Source organism: Longibacter salinarum (genome assembly GCF_002554795.1).
Lineage (GTDB): Bacteria > Bacteroidota > Rhodothermia > Rhodothermales > Salinibacteraceae > Longibacter > Longibacter salinarum.
The window spans coordinates 276752-290587 of the sequence record NZ_PDEQ01000002.1 but is presented as its reverse complement, the minus strand read 5'-3'; the positions used below and the strand labels follow the sequence as shown (position 1 = coordinate 290587).

General features: G+C 59.5%; 9 protein-coding genes and 2 tRNA genes. 5 read left to right on the top strand and 6 right to left on the bottom strand.

The window, feature by feature from the left end; translation table 11 throughout:
- The first annotated feature begins 268 nt into the window (after positions 1–268).
- The 5 genes from aspS to CRI94_RS04695 all read left to right on the top strand — a co-directional run bounded on the left by aspS (position 269) and on the right by CRI94_RS04695 (position 5298).
- Positions 269–2152, top strand: a complete 1884-nt coding sequence (gene aspS, locus CRI94_RS04715; protein WP_098074518.1) for an aspartate--tRNA ligase — start codon at positions 269–271, stop codon at positions 2150–2152.
- A gap of 78 nt (positions 2153–2230) precedes the next feature.
- Positions 2231–2671, top strand: coding sequence for an inorganic diphosphatase (locus tag CRI94_RS04710; RefSeq protein WP_245846070.1), 441 nt, complete (start codon positions 2231–2233; stop codon positions 2669–2671).
- A gap of 221 nt (positions 2672–2892) precedes the next feature.
- Positions 2893–2965 (top strand) — tRNA-Lys (locus CRI94_RS04705).
- Between the two features lie 85 nt (positions 2966–3050).
- Positions 3051–3136 (top strand) — tRNA-Leu (locus CRI94_RS04700).
- 461 nt (positions 3137–3597) lie between these two features.
- Positions 3598–5298 carry a hypothetical protein gene (locus tag CRI94_RS04695; protein WP_143815304.1) on the top strand — a complete coding sequence of 567 codons (1701 nt, stop codon included), beginning with the start codon at positions 3598–3600 and terminating at the stop codon, positions 5296–5298.
- Positions 5299–5681: 383 nt separating this feature from the next.
- On the opposite strand, the gene CRI94_RS04690 is transcribed toward CRI94_RS04695, so the two are convergent.
- From CRI94_RS04690 to CRI94_RS04665, 6 genes are all read right to left on the bottom strand, one after another.
- On the bottom strand, positions 5682–7754 hold the full coding sequence (locus CRI94_RS04690; RefSeq protein WP_098074515.1) for a TonB-dependent receptor family protein: 2073 nt from the start codon (positions 7752–7754) through the stop codon (positions 5682–5684).
- Positions 7755–8299: 545 nt separating this feature from the next.
- Positions 8300–9835, bottom strand: coding sequence for an aldehyde dehydrogenase family protein (locus CRI94_RS04685; protein WP_281253291.1), 1536 nt, complete (start codon positions 9833–9835; stop codon positions 8300–8302).
- 895 nt (positions 9836–10730) lie between these two features.
- Complete coding sequence (locus CRI94_RS04680; RefSeq protein WP_098074513.1) at positions 10731–11060, bottom strand: hypothetical protein; 330 nt, start codon at positions 11058–11060, stop codon at positions 10731–10733.
- 231 nt (positions 11061–11291) lie between these two features.
- Positions 11292–11912, bottom strand: coding sequence for a metallophosphoesterase family protein (locus tag CRI94_RS04675; RefSeq protein WP_098074512.1), 621 nt, complete (start codon positions 11910–11912; stop codon positions 11292–11294).
- A gap of 350 nt (positions 11913–12262) precedes the next feature.
- On the bottom strand, positions 12263–13078 hold the full coding sequence (locus CRI94_RS04670; protein WP_098074832.1) for a ferritin-like domain-containing protein: 816 nt from the start codon (positions 13076–13078) through the stop codon (positions 12263–12265).
- Positions 13079–13131: 53 nt separating this feature from the next.
- Positions 13132–13713: a ferritin-like domain-containing protein gene (locus tag CRI94_RS04665; protein WP_218919351.1), complete on the bottom strand. Its 582-nt coding sequence runs from the start codon at positions 13711–13713 to the stop codon at positions 13132–13134.
- Between the last annotated feature and the right edge of the window lie 123 nt (positions 13714–13836).

Genomic DNA, 13836 nt, shown 5'->3' with positions numbered 1-13836 from the left:
AGGGTCCAGCAAAAAGAAAACGTACTACGGAACCGTTCCGCGTGCGTAACAGGTTCATAATACTGTTGACAAAGGTAGGTCACAACCTGCTCTCTGTCTAATTCTGCATCTAAATTCACGGTGAGGATGAACCGGGGCTTTCCTCTGCCGTTCGGATCATGCTATTCTAATGGTGTCTGTCTACCCAGGCCCCGGCCTTGTTTGTCCGGCCTGCGGCGCACCAACCGCCGTTTACTGATCTCGTCCGCTTCTTTCCCGACTCCTGCTCATGTCTGAACACCCTCGATCCGACCTGATCGCTGCCGACACGCACGGCACCCGCACGCACACCTGCGGCGACCTTCGTCCGGAGAATTCGGGAGAAGAGGTCGTCCTCAAAGGCTGGGTGGACACGCGCCGCGACCTCGGTGGGCTCGTGTTTATCGACCTGCGCGACCGGCATGGACTCACGCAGATCGTCTTCTCATCGCAGATGAACGAGGAGGCGTACGACATTGCAGGCAAGCTTCGCAGCGAAGACGTCATCAGCATTCGGGGGACGGTGCAGGATCGCTCCGACTCGGCCAAAAACGACAGCCTGCCGACGGGCCACATCGAGGTGTCCGTCGACGACATCTGCGTGCTCAACACGAGCGAAACGACGCCCTTCGTCGTCACGGCCCACGACGACCGGCGCGTAGAGGCGAATGAAGACCTGCGCCTGAAGCACCGGTATCTGGACCTGCGCCGCCCCGAGCTCCAGAAGAACCTCGCGCTGCGTCACCGTCTCTACCAGACGACACGCCGCTTCTTCGACGAGCATGACTTTCTGGAAATCGAAACGCCGGTCCTGACGAAGTCGACGCCAGAGGGGGCGCGCGATTTTCTGGTTCCCAGCCGCATGCATCCCGGCCGGTTCTACGCGCTGCCGCAGTCGCCGCAGACCTACAAGCAGCTCCTCATGGTCGGCGGACTCGATCGCTACGTGCAGATCACGAAGTGCTTCCGCGACGAGGCGCTCCGCGCCGATCGGCAGCTCGAGTTCACCCAGATTGACGTCGAGATGACGTTCGCGACGGAGGAAACCATCTATGACCTGATGGAAGGGCTGATGGCCGCGCTCTGGCGGGATATCAAGGATGTGGAGCTCCAGACGCCCTTCCCGCGCATGCCGTACCGCGAGGCGCTCGAAACGTACGGATCGGACAAACCCGATGTCCGCTTCGACCTGAAGCTGAATGACGTCAGCGACGTGTTCGCCGAGTGCGGCTTCCGCGTCTTCGAAAGCATCGTCGACAGCGGCGGCAAGATCATCGCGATCCGCGTCCCGGGCGAAGGCGATCGCGGCCGCTCCGCGATGGACCGACTCGAGGACCACGTCACGAAGGACATCGGCGCAGCGGGCCTGATCTACTTCAAGCTGCCGTCCGACGGATCGGGTATCCAGCAGAACGTGAGCGAGAACGCGCTACCGACGGAGTACGTCGAGCAGGCGGTCGAGCAGGTCGGCGCGGAGACCGGGGACCTCGTCCTCGTCCTTGCCGGCGACGCCCCCACTGTGTACAAGCAATCCGGTCACCTGCGTCTCCACGTCGCGAAAGAGCTGGACCTCGTGCCAGAACCGGGCGAAGGCGATGACCAGTTCCTCTGGATCACGGACTTCCCGCTGGTCGAGCATGACGAAGAGGAAGACCGCTACGTGGCGCTGCACCATCCGTTTACGTCGCCTCACCCCGACGATCTTGACAAGCTGGATGATGCACCGGACGAAGCACGAGCCCGCGGCTACGACCTCGTGCTGAATGGCAACGAGATCGGCGGAGGATCCATCCGTATCCACCAGCGGCATATCCAGGAGAAGATGTTCGACGTTCTCGGCATCGGCAAGGAAGAGGCGCAGGATCGATTCGGCTTCCTCCTCGACGCCTTCCGTTACGGCGCTCCGCCCCACGGTGGCATCGCCTTCGGCCTCGACCGCCTCGTCATGCTTCTTGCCGGAGCGAACTCCCTTCGGGATGTCATTGCCTTCCCGATGACGCAGTCGGCACAGGAGCCGATGGTGAAGTCGCCGGACTGGGTGGACCCACAGCAGCTCAAGGAGCTCCACATTCGTCTCGAGCTTCCCGACGACGTGGAGCCGCCACAGCGCACGCACTCGCGCCTGGCCAGCTAACGTAATCGGTCGCCCCGCGCTGTGAACTGTTAGGCAGCGCGGGTACCGTTTCAATGTGTACGCGACTTCCCCGTACTCTTGACGCCTTCCGCCCGACGATTTCCGCGCAACCGCTCCGCGTATCGATCGATGCTGAAGGAGCACTTTCCGTGGGAACGCTGGTCCCGACTGATTCGCGACCGCGGCGTCGTGGTTGAACGACCGGCGCATGAGCCGCACCCGGACTACCCCGAGATCGTCTACCCCATCGACTACGGGTTCGTCCCTGAAACCATTGGCACCGACGGGGACGGCGTCGACTGCTTTCTCGGAACGGCGGATACCGGACTCGTCGGCCTAATCCTGACGCGCGACTACCGTCACGGCGATCGCGAAGTAAAGCTCCTGATCGATTGCACGCCCACCGAGATTTACACCGCACAGGGCTTTATCAATTACGACCGGACGCTCCTGGACGGCATTCTCGTCCTCCGTCGTCCAATGCATCAGATCTGGAAAATAATCTCGCGCTCATCCTGATCGGCCCTCCGAAAGCCCGGCTCCGTAAATCCACCGTGAAACCGTCTCCTCCAAGAGAACCTTGTGCTCCCCGACCGTAAAAGGGACTTGCAACAGACGCGAACGTCGCGAGACGGTCGGATTGCCTCACAAACGCTTCAAGCGAAAACAGGTGTCTTCACGAGAACCTGTTTTGCATCGAGGCATAAGCTGTTGTACGATGTAAAGCCCGAAACGGGAATGACTCCGTAGCTCAGTTGGCAGAGCAGCTGGCTTTTAACCAGCGGGTCGCAGGTTCGAGCCCTGCCGGAGTCACTGGTAGCACCTCGCATTCGAAACGCGTCGGAGACGGACCTCACCTCCACTCTCGGCCCTTCGGATGCGGATTTTTTGACGTAATGCCCGAGTGGCGGAATTGGTAGACGCGCATGGTTGAGGGCCATGTGGCCGTTATAGGCCGTGGAGGTTCGAGTCCTCTCTCGGGCACACAGAAAAACCCTTCTTGATACGCTTCGGCGTGATCGAGAAGGGTTTTTTGTATTTATACGCCTTCCATTCCAAAATGGCGAATGTCATAATGGCCTCGTGCTACCAAACCCGCCCACGATACACGTTCTCATTCCATCAAAATGGTCAATGTGGACGCGTACGATTGTTTTCAGAATAGCAGGCGGATGCAGTTGCACCCATCGATAGATAAGACGGTTACGACACACCGTAGCTTCACCCACACTTCACACCATTGTTTGAGATTCCACCAGATCAGCGTTTACGTTTCCGCACTGATGAGAAAACGTAGCTTTCCCTGTACGTAGTCTTTGCAAATGATGCCGGTCAAGTTGGACCGGTTATGCATGATGTTTCAGACTTCGAAAGCCAGATTGGCATCTCTATCCCCGTTCGACCACGTTCGTAGCGTCATCGGTTTTCTCTTATTACCGCTGATTGTGGGACTTCTGGCAGCGGGCTGCGACAGCACGAGTTCGAACGCACCGGACGTGGACCAAACACTTGAGGCCGGCGACGCAGCCAAGACGGACGACGGCGTGTACATGGTTGCGAGCGAGGGGTCAATCGAAGAGCCGGTCGCGATATCGAGTCGGAAAACTCAGGATCCCGAAGCCGAATCCCTTCTGCCCGAGGAAGCGAACAGTCCCGACATGTTCTACCGGGTGTCGGGGGATCGAGACGTTGACCTTTCCGCCGATACGCCGCCTCTCTACACGGCTCTCCCCGTCCCCGACGACGCGGATCCGTCGAATATTGCCCTCGCCGTCCGGATTCCGCGGGAGTATACAACGGACGAGGCATCCTCCGAGGGCTACGGCTGGGACGTTCTTCCCGGCGCCTACGAACCGGAGCGAGACCTTCTGGTTGTGCCGACGCGTTTTGTCGTCGGCAACGGAATCGTCTTTGGCGTCGTCGAGAACAGCGATTATAACGCTCCGTCCATGGAGGGTACTTCAGGCTCCACGCTTCTGGATAAGATCCAAACCTCTTTCTCCAAGCGCGCGCCTACAGAGAAAGCCAGTACAAGCGACTTCAAGGTCAAGTGCAAAGGATTCGGGGGAAGCGGATGCGGCTCCGACGAGAAGTCCGACGTCAAGAACTACCTGGTTGACGTCTACGACGACTACGTCTCTGACTTCAAGAAGCCGGACCTTCGAACGCCGGTCTTCGGCAACAAGTACATCTGGATCATCAAGAAAAAGGGGAAAGCCTGGTGTAAAGGCGACACAGCCGGGAAATACCTTTCCCTCACCAACAAAGCCATCACGTGCTTCGACCCCAGCTCGGGCGGCGATCCCTCGGAAAGCACGACCCGACACGAATTCTTTCACGCCATACAGTACAATTACGCGCCGATTAGCTGGAGCAAGCTACCCAAGCAGCGGCCGGACTGGGTGATTGAGGCGACAGCTGAGCTGACCGAATCCACGAATTCCAATGCATCCAACGTGGAGCGGGCGAACACGTCGCTCCGGGCCATCGACACACCGCTGACGGAGGTTTCAGGCAAGCCGGACTACCCCGAGTATCGTGCGCAGGACTTCTGGGTGCACCTGATCAGTAGCCGTTCCTCGACGCCGGCCGATATTCTGGAGCCGGTGTTCGACCAGCAGTCCAACGGAACGAATAAACCGACGGCCAAGAAGGTCGACGAACTCTACTCTCTGGCCGACGATCACTGGGACTGGGTGCGAAATCAAGCGTTTACTGCGGAGATCACGTCAGGATACAGCGGGGCACTCAACAGCGAATGTGTCATCGATTCGAGCGCAGTCTCACCCACGACCGTTTCGTATGACGCCGGCGCGCGAACGAGCCCGAAGCAAGAAACGATCAGCGCGTCTAAGTTGACAGGGCACGTTGCCGCCGTCGAGGTCCAGACGGGAGCCGACCGGATCGATCTCGAGATCAAAGCGAGTACCAGCGACTCGAAGAGCTACGTACAGATCTATCCTTACACAAAGTCATCCAACACGAACTGCTGGAACAACGCGGCCAACAGCTCTGACACGGTCACTGATATGGTGGTGGAGAACTCGGACAAAACGTACTACGTCCTGGTCGCCGCCACAATGATCTCATCTTCGGAATCCGACTTTACGATCGAGATCTCGCATGAAGATAGACTGACGAAGTGATTCTACAGCCGGCTTGAACCGGTTGAACGTGGGGGGTCCGTTCAACGCCGATCTGATCTGGTTGTCCAGCGCGACGCCGTCCGCTGTTCCAGTTCGGTCTGCTAGGAGAAGTCCGCGTACCACAAGCGGGTTCTGCAAACTGACAATGTCGGATCTCCAGCGAGCCTACATCGAGAGTCCGAGGCGATGCTGATCGGTTCGCGTCGCGTTCTGGGGACCGAATCGACGTCTTCGCTCGCCACGGGTGCGCCTTGCTGATCGATCGCGTGCCACGGCACGTCTTCCCCTCCTTCTCAACGACTTCGGCATGGCGGCAGACGATCTTGTGCGATGTTGGGCATAGAGAAAGCTGACGCTGTATTTCGAGGCACAGTTCTGTCGCCCTAGTCAAAACTCGCCGATATCCCGATGCGGTAGTTACGACCGGCAGCCGGCTCGTAGAAACGCCCGCCAAAGGCATTAACGACGGTGTCGTTGTATCGCACGTCGAAGACGTTATTTACGGCTGCGAACGGGGAGATCGAGAGATCTCCAACTTGTGCGGTGTAGCTCAACTGCAGATCGAAGAGAACGTATCCGTCGTTCTCCGCCGTATTCTCGCTGTCCACCTCGTAGTCACTCAGCCCGTTGGCTCGGATCATCCCTCCGATCCCGTTGCGGCGGATGTCGATTGACCCGCTGAACATGTGCGGCGGCACGCCGGGAATGCGGTTTCCATTGAGCGAGGAGCCATCGGCCGTTTCTGCGTCTGTAAATTCCGCCTTCACGAACGTGTAGCTCCCCCTCACGTCCATCCAATCCGTCGCTGACCAGCGAAGCGCAGATTCAACGCCTGTATGTCGCGTCTCGCCGGCGTTGCGGAAGAAGGTCTGCTCATTGGCCCCTTGTCGCGGCACCAAAAGATCGCTGACACGCGTGCCGAAAATAGCCAGATCGTACCCGAAGCGATACGATGGGAAAACGCCCTGCACGCCGACTTCTACGCCCCAGATGTTCTCCGGGTCAAGTTGAGGATTGAATCCCGTGCGGCCGTCGGCTCTGTTGCTCAGTTCGTTGGCCGTCGGCGCCTCCAACCCGCTGGCTACATTGGTAAAGAAGCGAGCCGTGCCCACATCCACCGAAAGTCCCACCGACGGACTAAACGTCTGAAACGTGCGCGCCCCGTCGTTGTCGTTCAGGTTGTCGTCCGCCTCAAACCGCATCCAGTCGTAGCGGACGCCCGCACTCAGTCGCACACGACCGAGCGGGTAAGAGGCCCGACCGAAGAGTGCGGCGTTGTCGACCGTTTCGAGCTGATCCAGCTCGATGTCCGTGGGCTCACCGTCCTGATTCCCGAATTCGCGCCGATCGTCGCGCTGCACCTTGCCTTCGGCGCCGAAGCCCCACTCCAGGCGCTCGCCATCCGGTCCGTTGTCGCTCTCAAGCGTGACGCGCGTACCACCGACGCGGCGGCTCAAATCGATGTAGCCGAACGGGATCGGGTTCTCCAGGTCGCGGATGATGCCGTAAAGCGTCGTATTGATCGTGCCCACTCCCACGTCGTTGTAATAGGTCGCCCCCACCTGTCCCTGCGTTGCGGTCTTTCCGGTGTCGAACGTGCGCACCGCATCACGCACTTCTCGCGGCGTATCGGCCGCCGCCTCAGCGTCGAGCGTGCTCGGATTCTGCGCCCGCGGCATGTATTGAAGCGCCGCGATCGTCTTGATCCCACTGTCGTCGGTGAGGCGCAGGTTGCCGGTCAGACCGTACCGAAAGAGCTGCGTCTGGCTGTGGGCCCGGTAGCCCTCCTGTCCGAGGTACGAGCCGTACATGCTCAGGCGGTGCTTGCCGACGTCCGGCGTAACCTGCAGGTCCGTCTTGATCAGGCCGTATGACCCGCCCGTGACCTTTGCACGACCGAGATGGGCTCCACGCTCCGGTTTCGTGGAAAGGGCGACCACACCCCCGCTCGCGTTCCCCCAGAACGTCGAGGCTGGACCACGAATGACCTCGATGCTGCGCACGAACGATGGGTCGACAATGCCGATCATCGCCTGTCCATCGGCCACCGTGAGTGGTATGCCATCGAGGAGCACCTGCACGCCCCGAACGCCGAACTGCGCGCGCCAGCCGAGCCCGCGGATCGTCAGCCGGTCGCCCAGCGCGTAGTGCTCGCGGCTACCGACAAAGAGCCCGGGAATACCATCTGCAACGCGCTCCAGACTGAGGGACGGTGAGGTGTTCAGGTCCTGTTCCGTTCGCTCCAGCGCCGTCACGGCGAACGAAGCAGCCTCGCCCGTGATTTGAAAAGGCGTCGCCGTCACTTCGATCGGATCCATGCGAACCTGCATGGCCGTCGTCGTGTCTGCTTCTGCGTCCTCCGTCTCCTCTTGAGCGAGAACGGATACAGGCGACATCACCAGAAAAAACAGCAGCAAGACATAGACACGCTGCAGGACATCGGAGAAGTACGTCATCAAGACGGGTGCGGGGGTATGGAATGATGCGGGATAGGGGTAGACGATCGAACGTCTCCGCGTTATTCCGTTTCCTTAATCGAGAAGGCGAAGGCCTGAATGTCCTCGATTTTGTCATCACCGGTCCAGGCACTCCGCGAAGGCATAGCCGCACGTGGATGTTAAACAGATTCTGACCGTTCTCGATCTCGGGATTCAACGCCCGCTGTTGAAGCCGAGTATATTTTGGTCACGTTGCTGTCCTCGGACCATCAAGACCGTGGAACGGAGGTGCCCAGACGTTCCGCGCTGAAAGAGGCGACAGCGTCACGGCTACCAGAGCATCATCGAACCGCACAGAAGGGAGAAGGAGACGGTCCAGTCGAAACAGTGTATCACGGGTGTCGGCTGAGAACGACCGGACCCGCTACAAACTAGTAGAGCGTGAGGAAGACTCTATGAGCGAAAACGGGGAAACCTAAGTCTCAAACGCACCGGAAGAGCGCCCCCGGTCGAACCAGGAGCGCTCTCCGAACGCGTTCTCGACACGAGTCCATCGACGAGCTTTAGAAGAAGCCCATCGCGTTCTTGTCGTAGCTGACAAGCATGTTCTTCGTGTTACGGTAGTGGTCGAGCATCATCTTATGATTCTCTCGACCAAATCCGCTCTTCTTGTAGCCCCCGAACGCTGCATGCGCCGGGTAGAGGTGATAGCAGTTCACCCAGACGCGACCGGCCTGAATCGCGCGCGGTACCCGGTACGCCTGGTGCATATCCCGCGTCCAGACGCCTGCGCCGAGACCATACAGCGTTTCGTTCGAAATCTCGATCGCGTCGGCCTCATCCTTGAACGTCGTGAGCGACGTCACCGGCCCGAAGATTTCTTCCTGGAAGACGCGCATGCGGTTGTGGCCGCGGAAGATGGTCGGCTCGATGTAGTAGCCCTTGTTCGCAGGCTCGCCATCACCGCCGGCAGCCACGGCGACTCCTTTCGCCTTCGCGACCTTTCCTCCGACGAGTACTTCAGCGCCCTCTTCGCGACCGACATCGAAGTAGTTCTTGATTTTCTCGAACTGGTCGTTCGATGCCTGCGCGCCGACCTGCGTCTCGCTGTCGAGCGGATTGCCGACGCGAATGTTCTTGACGCGCTCGACGACACGCTCCGTGAACTCTTCCGCGATAGACTCCTGTACGAGGATGCGAGACGGGCATGTGCAGACTTCACCCTGGTTGAGTGCGAACATGGCCGCACCTTCGAGGCACTTGTCAAAGAACTCGTCGTCGGCATCCATGACGTTCTCGAAGAACACGTTCGGGCTCTTACCGCCGAGCTCCATCGTCACGCGCGTCAGGTTTTCCGAGGCATACTGCATGACAAGGCGGCCCGTCGTGGTTTCGCCTGTGAAGGCGACTTTCGCCACGCGTTCGCTTTGAGCGAGGGGCTTGCCGGCTTCCGGCCCGAAGCCCTGCACGATGTTCAGTACCCCGTCGGGTAGGATGTCGGCATCATCAATGAGCTTGATCCACTCCATGATGGAGACGGGCGTTTGCTCTGCCGGCTTCACAACCGTACAGTTGCCCGCAGCCAGGGCAGGCGCAATTTTCCACGCGGCCATCAGCAACGGGAAGTTCCAGGGGATGATCTGCCCAACGACTCCCAGCGGCTCGTGGACGTGGTAGGCGACCGTGTTTTCATCGTGCTCCGCCATCGAGCCTTCGTCCGCGCGGATGACGCTGGCAAAATAGCGGAAGTGGTCGACGACGAGGGGTAGATCGGCCGCGAGCGTCTCGCGGATCGGCTTCCCGTTGTCGACGGTGTCACAGCGAGCGAGGAATTCGAGATTCTCTTCGGTGATGTCCGCGATCTTATTCAAGACGCGAGACCGTTCGGCAACCGGGGTTTTGCCCCAGGCGTCCTTCGCCTCGTGTGCGGCATCGAGCGCTCGCTCAATGTCGTCGGCGTTGGAACGAGCAACGCGGCAGAAATTCTCGCCATCGATCGGCGAGGAGTTGTCAAAGTACTCCCCGCTGAGCGGCTCGACGAACTTTCCGCCGATGTAGTTGCCGTAGGATTTTTGGAACGTCGGGCGATCGTATATCACGGGTGGATGACAGTTGTTAATGGAAATCAGAACGGGTCTTCAGGACAGCAGAGCCAGCGCAACGGGAACGCACGTTGTGGCGTCCCTCTGAACGCGCCTTGCAGGATTCGCAGGAAGAAGACGACCTGCCGCCCGTGAATGAAATGCGCTTCCTCTCGGATCGTATGTAGAGTAGGAAGCGCTTCCATCAACAAACCTTCACATCCTCTCAAAAAATATCGCGATCGCTTCAGAAGTAACGGCGCAACGACCGGATCGCGGGAAAAACGTTATTTTTGAGCTTCATGTTGGACCCACGCGTGCAAATTCTTGTCGGGAAGCGGCGTTAAAGTATAAGGGTGTGTGAGTATGGGGGCTGGGAGTATGAAAGTGTGGACGTGTGGACGTGTGAACGTTTGGACGTGTGAACGTTTGGACGTGTGAACGTTTGGACGTGTGAACGTTTGGACGTATGAAAGTGTGGACGTGACAAAGTGTGGACGTTTGGGAAGAGAGTATCGGAGAGGAAGGGTATGAGGGTCGGGGCAATGAAGCCGTATTGAGATGAACAAATCCGTCTGTTCATCGCCAAGCGCTGAGTCTTGAACGCTGGCTACGGGGCCGTTTAATTTCGAACCGGAATGTCTCCGTATGTCATCGAGAAACGGATCTCGTACGTCTCATCCGTTTCGGAAATGAGGCGTGGTCAATAACGACGCACTCTCACACTCGCATACTCACATACTCCCGTGCATTTCGGAGCAGCCGCGGCGGGAAATGCTGAATTGACACACGCTCCAATGAAAGTGTCCGGTAGGTAGCCCTGAACCCTGAACCTTGAACCCTGAACCACGAAAAAAGCCCCAAACCTGGCGGGCAGGTCCGGGGCTGCGATTTCGTCGTGGATGTCGGTCGTTTATGCCGGCTCCGTTTCTCGCGACTGGTCGCGCTGCTGCGACCGAGCGCGTCGGTCGGATGCGCGGATCTCCTCCACGATCGCCGTGTCCTTCCACTTTCCGCTATCTTCTTTCGGCTGGGACGACAGCACCGTCCGCTCCACCTCCGGCTCAATAAATGGCATTGCATCGGGCGTCGGCTTGGAGGTCGTGGGCTCGGAAGACCGACTCGGGCGAACCATGATCGCGGCAATAGCAGCGGCAGCCAATACGACGACGCCAAGCATGACTGCCAACAACATGAGCGGATCGATCACAGGGTCGACGTACGTGTAGTTTTGCAGCATCATGATCGTAAACCTCCCTGCCCGGCTTCCTGAAACGAGCGCGGCCTCGGGGCAGGCGCTGTTGAATGGAGTCGCTAAAGAAATCGGGCCTCACGGCTCTCGTTTTCTCACTTCATCATACGCACTTAGGCGTATTGAGGTTGACTCCAGAAACCTGTTAGAGGCGTGGGGCGATCTTGTGATAGGATGTCGGGGAGACCCTTACACGCCCCGGGTCTACCCGATGGACCTAAATTACGAAGCCACACTTCTGATAAGCCCCACCGGACCGGCGTTGATGACCGTCGTGTCCCCGACCCTCTCCTCCTGCTCCCAGCTTCCGTGAATATGCCCGCACACCACGAGCTCCGGGCGCAGCTGGTCGATCGCCTCCCGAATGGCCATGCTCCCCAAAGATGTGCCGCTGGAGTCGCGGTCCACGAGTCCCTTTGGAGGCGAATGGCTGACGAGAACGTCGACGGTTGTCCCGTTGGCGGTCACATCCCGGAGCCTCTCTCGCGCTTCGTCCTCGGTCAGATCATAGCTCCAATCACCGAAGGGCGTCACCGGGATGCCCCCGCCAATTCCAACGACCTCAATGCCAGCTATCGTCGCTTTGTCGCCGTGAAGTACCATCGCCGCCGGCCAGTCCGAGCACGCGCGCCGTAGCTCCTCCTCGCTCTCCGCATTGCCGGGTACGAGTACCGTCGGCGTATCGATCGCCGACAGCGTATCAATGACCGCCTCGAGACCACGCCGCATGTTGCAAAAGTCACCGGCCCCAATCACGAGATCGACCTCCGACGCACGATTGACAAGGGACCGACAGGCTTGCTGGTCGCTGTGCACGTCACTGAACAGGAGAAGCTTGGGCATGGAAATCAGTTCAGATTGTCCGAGATGATAGGAAAACCGGTCGCTCCGCGCACTGACGTCGACACGTCACAACCGCGTGCGGGCATTCTCGATCACTCGATTCTATCATACCGATACGAAAGTCCGTCTGATTCTCTCATGCTTGACGATCGTGTTTATCCGCAGCCCCCACCTTTACCTAAAAAACGGAGAGCACCGACCCAGAGGGATCCGGTGCTCTCCATCAGGACCGTGACGACGAACGGCCCCGATCCGAGCCGCGTCGTTCGCGCCTCCGGCGAACGGTGAGGAAAAGCGGCCCGGAGATGCGTCTGTTACCGTTGATGTACGCGTTTGCTGACGAACATCGATCACGCAAAGAACGGCGCCGCAATTCCGTTCGAGCCGGCAACATCGTCCATTGTCAGCGGCTCGTCGTATGCCTCCGTCGCTTGAGCTGACGTGTAGGAGCCCAGCGTCGTCTGGTCCACGCCGGCCTGCGTCACATTGTCTTCTCCCGCGTACACAGCATCCGGGGCGCCGCCCGTCTCCACGCCCGTGATCCATGGTTTCAGCGATGCACCGGCCTCGGCCCGCAATCGGCGAACTTCTGCTGCGTGCCGCGCCTCCACGGAGTGGATCTGCAGGGCCGGGGTGAGCAGATCATTCCCGGCTAGGAAGCCTGCCTGCCCTTTGTACGCCCGAACGCCCGTGTCTTCGAACGCCTGTGACAGCACCAGATACGTCGCGTAGTTCTCGAACGGATCATAGGTGCCTCCCGCAGTGAAGTCGAAGTCGCTATCCGTAAAGGAAACCGGCGTGCCGCCGAGGCTATCGATCGTATCTGCCAGAAGCTGCACATGGGCATCCTCGTGCTGCGCGATCTTCCCGTAGATCGTTCGCGCATCCCCCTGGATGAGCTGCGATCCGCCTGAAGTCATCGCGTCGAGTCCCTGTCGGTAAAAGGACTCTTCGAGGTACTCTAGGGTCAGCGCATAGTTGAGAATGTCCACTCCGCTCGGCGCCGACTGAGCCTGCGCGGTCTGTGGACGGCCCGCTAGTCCGAACGGAATCGTAGCTGCGGCGAGTGCCGTGCCCGCCCGACCGAGTTGCCGAAGTGCCGAGCGACGCGTAACGTCGTCTTCGTTGTCCGTATCTGCCGTCGAAAGGAAATCGAGAATCTTCATGTCGAGAATGAGGTCCAGATGAGAAAGTCGGCCGTGAGGAAATGCGTGATCGATCACGCGTTCTGCACTTCGATCTGCGTCGTGACGAATCCTGTGTTGGCCACGGCTGCAAGCACCTCCGCAGGGGGAACGGCCGCGTCAAGCCCGGTCATCGGATCGACAATGTCGTCCCCGGCGAAATCCGCCGAGCCGGGATTCAGGATGGAGCGCACGGCCGCCGCATGCCGCGCTTCGACAGACACAATCTTGCCGGCAATCGTCAGCAGATCGGGATTCTGCAGATAAATCCCCGCTCCGTTGTAGGCCGAGACGCCCGTATCTTCCAGCGTCTTCGCGACACCCAGAACCGACGCTCGATTAGAGAAGTCGACGCTGCTGAAGTCGACCGACAGATTCGGAATGAGCTCTCCGCCCAGGGATGGGATGGCGGCTGCCAGGAAGTCGCGGTGAAGGGCCTCGTGCGCCGCAAGGTCAGCGAAATACTGGCCTTCCACCGAGGAGGCGTCCCCGTAGAAGTTGGCAGCGGCCTCAGCGTAAAATGCGGCCTCGAGTTGCTCCAGCGCGTATGCATAGTTCAGCACGCCGAAGTCGGTCGAGAAGTCAAGGACGACGGGCATGTCGTCAGAATTGTCCATACCGCCCCCGCTGTCGCAACCCGTGGCTGCGAGCACGGTGGCCAGACCTACGCCGCCGCCGACGTACTGAAAGAATTCGCGACGTGAAGATGTCCTGGACGGGGACCGGGTGTCCGGTTGGTC

Excerpts from the sequence above, each read along its gene's own strand:
- CRI94_RS04670 (WP_098074832.1), bottom strand. The coding sequence starts at position 13,078 with ATGAAGATTCTCGATTTCCTTTCGACGGCAGATACGGACAACGAAGAC.
- aspS (WP_098074518.1), top strand. The coding sequence starts at position 269 with ATGTCTGAACACCCTCGATCCGACCTGATCGCTGCCGACACGCACGGC.
- CRI94_RS04690 (WP_098074515.1), bottom strand. The coding sequence starts at position 7,754 with ATGACGTACTTCTCCGATGTCCTGCAGCGTGTCTATGTCTTGCTGCTG.
- CRI94_RS04675 (WP_098074512.1), bottom strand. The coding sequence starts at position 11,912 with ATGCCCAAGCTTCTCCTGTTCAGTGACGTGCACAGCGACCAGCAAGCC.
- CRI94_RS04680 (WP_098074513.1), bottom strand. The coding sequence starts at position 11,060 with ATGATGCTGCAAAACTACACGTACGTCGACCCTGTGATCGATCCGCTC.
- CRI94_RS04665 (WP_218919351.1), bottom strand. The coding sequence starts at position 13,713 with ATGGACAATTCTGACGACATGCCCGTCGTCCTTGACTTCTCGACCGAC.